The organism is Tahibacter sp. (genome assembly GCF_035481375.1).
Taxonomy (GTDB): Bacteria; Pseudomonadota; Gammaproteobacteria; order Xanthomonadales; family Rhodanobacteraceae; genus Tahibacter.
Genome location: NZ_DATIGT010000056.1, coordinates 1 through 4,690, shown reverse-complemented (window position 1 = coordinate 4,690; position 4,690 = coordinate 1). Strand labels below are relative to the sequence as shown.

Annotated in this window: 6 protein-coding genes; all 6 read right to left on the bottom strand. The window is 65.0% G+C overall.

The window, feature by feature from the left end; translation table 11 throughout:
• Nucleotides 1-70: 70 nt before the first annotated feature.
• Nucleotides 71-214, bottom strand: coding sequence for a hypothetical protein (locus VLF18_RS03510; protein WP_325278236.1), 144 nt, complete (start codon nt 212-214; stop codon nt 71-73).
• A gap of 143 nt (nt 215-357) precedes the next feature.
• Nucleotides 358-1,185 carry an AraC family transcriptional regulator gene (locus tag VLF18_RS03505; protein ID WP_325278235.1) on the bottom strand — a complete coding sequence of 276 codons (828 nt, stop codon included), beginning with the start codon at nt 1,183-1,185 and terminating at the stop codon, nt 358-360.
• Between the two features lie 185 nt (nt 1,186-1,370).
• A complete protein-coding gene (locus VLF18_RS03500) occupies nt 1,371-2,243 on the bottom strand; it encodes a cytochrome c oxidase subunit 3 (protein WP_325278234.1) in 873 nt (290 codons plus the stop codon).
• 27 nt (nt 2,244-2,270) lie between these two features.
• On the bottom strand, nt 2,271-2,843 hold the full coding sequence (locus VLF18_RS03495) for a cytochrome c oxidase assembly protein (protein ID WP_325278233.1): 573 nt from the start codon (nt 2,841-2,843) through the stop codon (nt 2,271-2,273).
• The gene (locus VLF18_RS03490; RefSeq protein ID WP_325278232.1) at nt 2,840-2,989 is read right to left on the bottom strand and encodes a hypothetical protein; all 150 of its coding nucleotides are present in this window, start codon (nt 2,987-2,989) and stop codon (nt 2,840-2,842) included. The genes VLF18_RS03495 and VLF18_RS03490 overlap by 4 nt, the downstream gene beginning before the upstream one ends.
• A gap of 43 nt (nt 2,990-3,032) precedes the next feature.
• Nucleotides 3,033-4,661: a cytochrome c oxidase subunit I gene (ctaD, locus tag VLF18_RS03485; RefSeq protein ID WP_325278231.1), complete on the bottom strand. Its 1,629-nt coding sequence runs from the start codon at nt 4,659-4,661 to the stop codon at nt 3,033-3,035.
• Nucleotides 4,662-4,690 lie beyond the last annotated feature (29 nt).

The following is a 4,690-nucleotide window of genomic DNA, read 5'->3' as shown; positions in this document are numbered from 1 at the left end:
CATCTGCGCCGGGCCAGCGGCGCGTCGCAGCTGCTGCAGCAGCGGATCGCCGCCGCGCTGTTCCGCGGCCTCAGCCGTTCGCGGTCGCCGAAGCTTCCTTGAGCTTCTGCGCACATTCCTCGCAGCAGACTTCGACGGTCTTGCCGCCGATCTTCACGCTGATGCGGTTGTCGTCGAGCGGGTAGTCGCACGCTGCACAGGTTTGCGTTGCCATGACGTCTCTCCAAGGTTTCACCCGAAGTCCGGGTGTGGTCAGTGGACCACTGCAGCCGCGGACGGCGCTTTCAAATTCTTTAGCGACCCGCCGGTCGGGCGCTGATGCGCTCGCCGCGGGAAGCTCGACGCGTCGAGTTCGCGTCAGTGCGCTCCGAGCGCGCGCTGGAATTCCGACGGCGAACGTCCGTAGGTCTGGCGGAAGGCCGAAGCGAAATGACTGTGGCTGGAGAAGCCGAGTTCGAGCGCGAGCGACGTCAGGTCGTCGGCGCGCGGCAGCCGGTCCAGCGCCTGCGCGAGGCGCAGGCGCAACTGGTAGCGATACAGCGGCACCCCTTCGACCTGCGCGAACGCCTGCGTCAGATAGACCGGCGAGCCGCCGAGTTCAGCGGCGATGTCGGCGAGCGTCCAGCGCCGCGTGAGGTCGCTCGCGAGCAGCAGTTTCGCGCGGTCGACGAGGCGCCGGCGCTGCCGCGTCGACGCCGCGGCGCGCGTCGTGCGCGGACCGAGGCTGCGGCAGACCAGGGTCAGCAGCAGACCTTCGGCTTCGAGCGGTTCGAGCAGTCCGCCGGCGAGACCGTGGCGCAGCAGCGCGACCAGCGCCTGCGCGCGCGGGTCGATGCGCAGGCTCTGTTCCGACAGGCCCGGCGCGCCGCGCTGCAGCAGCGCCGGCGGCGCGAGCTCCTGCAGCAGCGCCTCGGGCAGCGCGAGCGACAGGCAGGCATCCCCGCCGTCGACGGGATGACTGACCTGATAGGCCTGGCCCTGATTGAAGAACAGCACGTGATTCGCGTCGGCGACCGATTCGTCGCTGCCGACGTGCCGTACGTAGACGCCGCGATACGGAAACACGAGATGCGTCGCCGCCGCGCACTCCTCGGAACTGCGGTGACGGCACTCGCCGCGACAACGCACGTCGCGCACCGAGAGGGTGCCGGTATCGAGCAGCAGGGTGACGTCGAAATCGGGCATGGCGCACGGGCCGATAATCCGGAAGCCAGCCTACCTGATCGGCGCACCGCGTGTATCGAACCCATGGGTTACCGGCACTGTGTGTCGATCGCAGGTTGCGCTGTTTGTGCGGGTCGACGATTCGCGAGGCCCAGAAACGAAAAAGCCGCGCGAACGCGGCTTCCCCGTGTGCTTCTGCCTGTGGTTCAGAGCACGTAGACGAACATGAAAAGGCCGAGCCAGACGACGTCGACGAAGTGCCAGTACCAGGCGACGGCTTCGAAGCCGAAGTGGTCGTCCTTCGTGAAGTGACCTTTGAGGCAGCGGAACCAGATCACGAGCAGCATGATCGTGCCGAGGGTCACGTGAAGGCCGTGGAAACCCGTCAGCATGAAGAAGGTCGAGCCGTAGACGCCCGAGCCCAGCGTGAGATTGAGGTGCTGGTACGCCTCGATGTATTCCTCGGCCTGATAGAACAGGAACAGCGCGCCGAGCAGCACGGTGAGACCGAGGAACACGAGCAGCTGCTTGCGGTGACCGGCGCGCAGCGCGTGGTGTGCGATCGTGATCGTCACGCCCGAGGTCAGCAGGATCAGCGTGTTCAGCAGCGGCACGCCCCAGGCCGGAATCGTCTGGAAGGCGCCGCCGATCGCGTCCGGGCCGTTCGTCGGCCAGGCCGGCGCATAGCCCTGGTGCAGATAGAAGTTGGTCAGCGCGCCGTCGCCTTCGCCGCCGAGCCACGGAATCGAGTACATGCGCGCGTAGAACAGCGCGCCGAAGAACGCCGCGAAGAACATGACCTCGGAGAAGATGAACCACATCATTCCCATGCGGAACGACACGTCCACCTGCGAGTTGTACATGCCCTTGAGCGACTCGCGGATCACGTCGCCGAACCAGCCCCACATCATGAACAGCAGGATCGCGACGCCGACATAGAACGCCGGCTTGCCCCAGCTGACTTCATTGAGCCAGTTGGCCGCGCCGATCATGGTCGTGAACAGGCCGATCGTGCCGACCGCCGGCCACTTGCTGCCGTGGGGCACGTAGTAGATGTGCTTGCCTTGTGCTGTCGCCATGGTGAAAACCCCGATAGAAACGCTGGATCAGGACGCCGGCGCGGCGGCCTGGTTGGATTCGGCCAGTTTCTTGGTCGCGATATCGTTCTCGAGGAACGTGTAGGCGAGCGTCAAGGTACTGATGTCTTTCGGCAGCCGCGGGTCGACGATGAAGCGCACGGGCATGCGCTTGGTCTCGCCGGCCTTGAGCAGCTGCTCGGTGAAGCAGAAGCATTCGGTCTTGTTGAAATACAGCGACGCCGAGTTCGGCGCGACGCTCGGCACGGCATTGCCGACTATGTCGCGCTCGGACACGTTGGTCGCATCGAACCAGGCTTCGGCAAGCTCGCCCGGGTGTACCTGCATGCTGACTTTTTCGGCGTTGAACACCCAGGGCAGTTTCGACTTCGTGTTGGCGATGAACTGCACGGTGACCAGGCGCGATTCGTCGACGACCATCGCCGCCGCCGCGTCCGCATCGACCGCGCCCTGTTCGAGCTTGATGCCGAGCACATGCTCGCAGGCGATGTTGTAGAGCGGCACGAGCGCGAAGCCGAATGCGAAGAAACCGCCGGCGATGAGCCAGCCCTTTTTCTGCCAGATCCGGTTCGCGGCGCTCACGGCGCGGCTCCGGTCTTCATGAGCAGCAGCGCGCGCACGAAGAATGCGCCGTAGATCAGCGCAACGACGCCCACGACGATCCATGCCGTACGGCGGACTGCCGAGCGGCGCGTGGCGGGATCGAAGCGGGCGGGTTCGTTCGTCATTGCATCGGTCGCGCGCCGCGTGGGCGCGGCGCGCTCATCGTTCTCAGTGGGTCGGATCGCCGTGCGCGAGATCCTGCGCGCGGATCACGGGCGGTTCGGTGAAGGTGTGATGCGGCGCCGGCGAGGGCACCGTCCATTCCAGACCGTGCGCGCCTTCCCAGACCTGCTGCGTCGCGACGGCGCCGTGCTTCTTCGAGTGCCACAGGATCAGGAACATCATGATCGGCGTCACGAGCATGCCGAACGCGCCGATCGAGCTGATCAGGTTCCAGTCGGCGAACGCGACGTTGTAGTCCGGGATGCGGCGCGGCATGCCGGCCAGACCCAGGAAGTGCTGCGGGAAGAACAGCAGGTTCACGAACACGATGGTCCACCAGAAATGGAACTTGCCCCATTTCTCGGAGTACATCTTGCCGGTCCACTTCGGCCACCAGTAGTAGACCGCGGCGATGATCGAGAACAGCGCGCCGGTCACGAGCACGTAGTGGAAGTGGGCGACGACGAAGTACGTGTCGTGGTACTGGAAGTCGGCCGGCACGATCGCGAGCATCAGGCCCGAGAAGCCGCCGATCGTGAACAGGATGACGAAGCCGACGGCCCAGAGCATGGGCGTCTCGAACGTCATCGAGCCCTTCCACATCGTCGAGACCCAGTTGAACACCTTAACGCCCGTGGGCACGGCGATCATCATCGTCGCGTACATGAAGAACAGCTCGCCGCCGAGCGGCATGCCGACCGTGAACATGTGGTGCGCCCAGACGATGAAGCTCAGGAACGCGATCGACGCGGTCGCGTACACCATGGCCTGGTAGCCGAACAGCGGCTTGCGCGAGAAGGTCGGGATGATCTCCGACACGACGCCGAACGCCGGCAGGATCATGATGTAGACCTCGGGGTGACCGAAGAACCAGAAGATGTGCTGGAACATCACCGGGTCGCCGCCGCCGGCCGCGTTGAAGAAGCTCGTGCCGAAGAACTTGTCGGTCAGCAGCATCGTGACCGCGCCGGCGAGCACCGGCATCACGGCGATCAGCAGGAACGCGGTGATCAGCCAGGTCCAGACGAACAGCGGCATCTTGAGCAGGTCCATGCCCGGCGCGCGCATGTTGAGGATCGTCGCGATGATGTTGATCGCGCCCATGATCGAGCTGATGCCCATCATGTGGATCGCGAAGATCGCGAACGCGACCGACGAACCGCCCTGCAGCGACAGCGGCGGATACAGCGTCCAGCCGCCGGCCGGCGCGCCGCCCGGCAGGAACAGCGTGCAGAGCAGCACCGTGAACGCGAACGGCATGATCCAGAAGGACCAGTTGTTCATGCGCGGCAGCGCCATGTCGGGCGCGCCGATCTGCAGCGGGATCATCCAGTTGCCCAAGCCCACGAAGGCCGGCATGACGCCGCCGAAGATCATGACCAGGGCGTGGACCGTGGTCATCTGGTTGAAGAAATACGGTTCGACGAACTGCAGGCCCGGCGTCATCAATTCCGCGCGGATGACGCCGGACATGGCGCCGCCGATGCAGAACATGATGAACGCGAAGACCAGGTACAGCGTACCGATGTCCTTGTGGTTGGTCGTGAAGACCCAGCGGTTCCAGAAGCCCTGCGGCTTGTGGTCGTGGTCGTCGTGGTGATCGGCGTGATGACCGGCGGCGGCGTGCGTAGCCATGGATTCGACCTCGTACTAAGACTTAGCCC

Coding starts and splice junctions, on each gene's coding strand:
- VLF18_RS03505 (WP_325278235.1), bottom strand. CDS start 1,185: ATGCCCGATTTCGACGTCACCCTGCTGCTCGATACCGGCACCCTCTCG.
- VLF18_RS03500 (WP_325278234.1), bottom strand. CDS start 2,243: ATGGCGACAGCACAAGGCAAGCACATCTACTACGTGCCCCACGGCAGC.
- ctaD (WP_325278231.1), bottom strand. CDS start 4,661: ATGGCTACGCACGCCGCCGCCGGTCATCACGCCGATCACCACGACGAC.
- VLF18_RS03510 (WP_325278236.1), bottom strand. CDS start 214: ATGGCAACGCAAACCTGTGCAGCGTGCGACTACCCGCTCGACGACAAC.
- VLF18_RS03490 (WP_325278232.1), bottom strand. CDS start 2,989: ATGACGAACGAACCCGCCCGCTTCGATCCCGCCACGCGCCGCTCGGCA.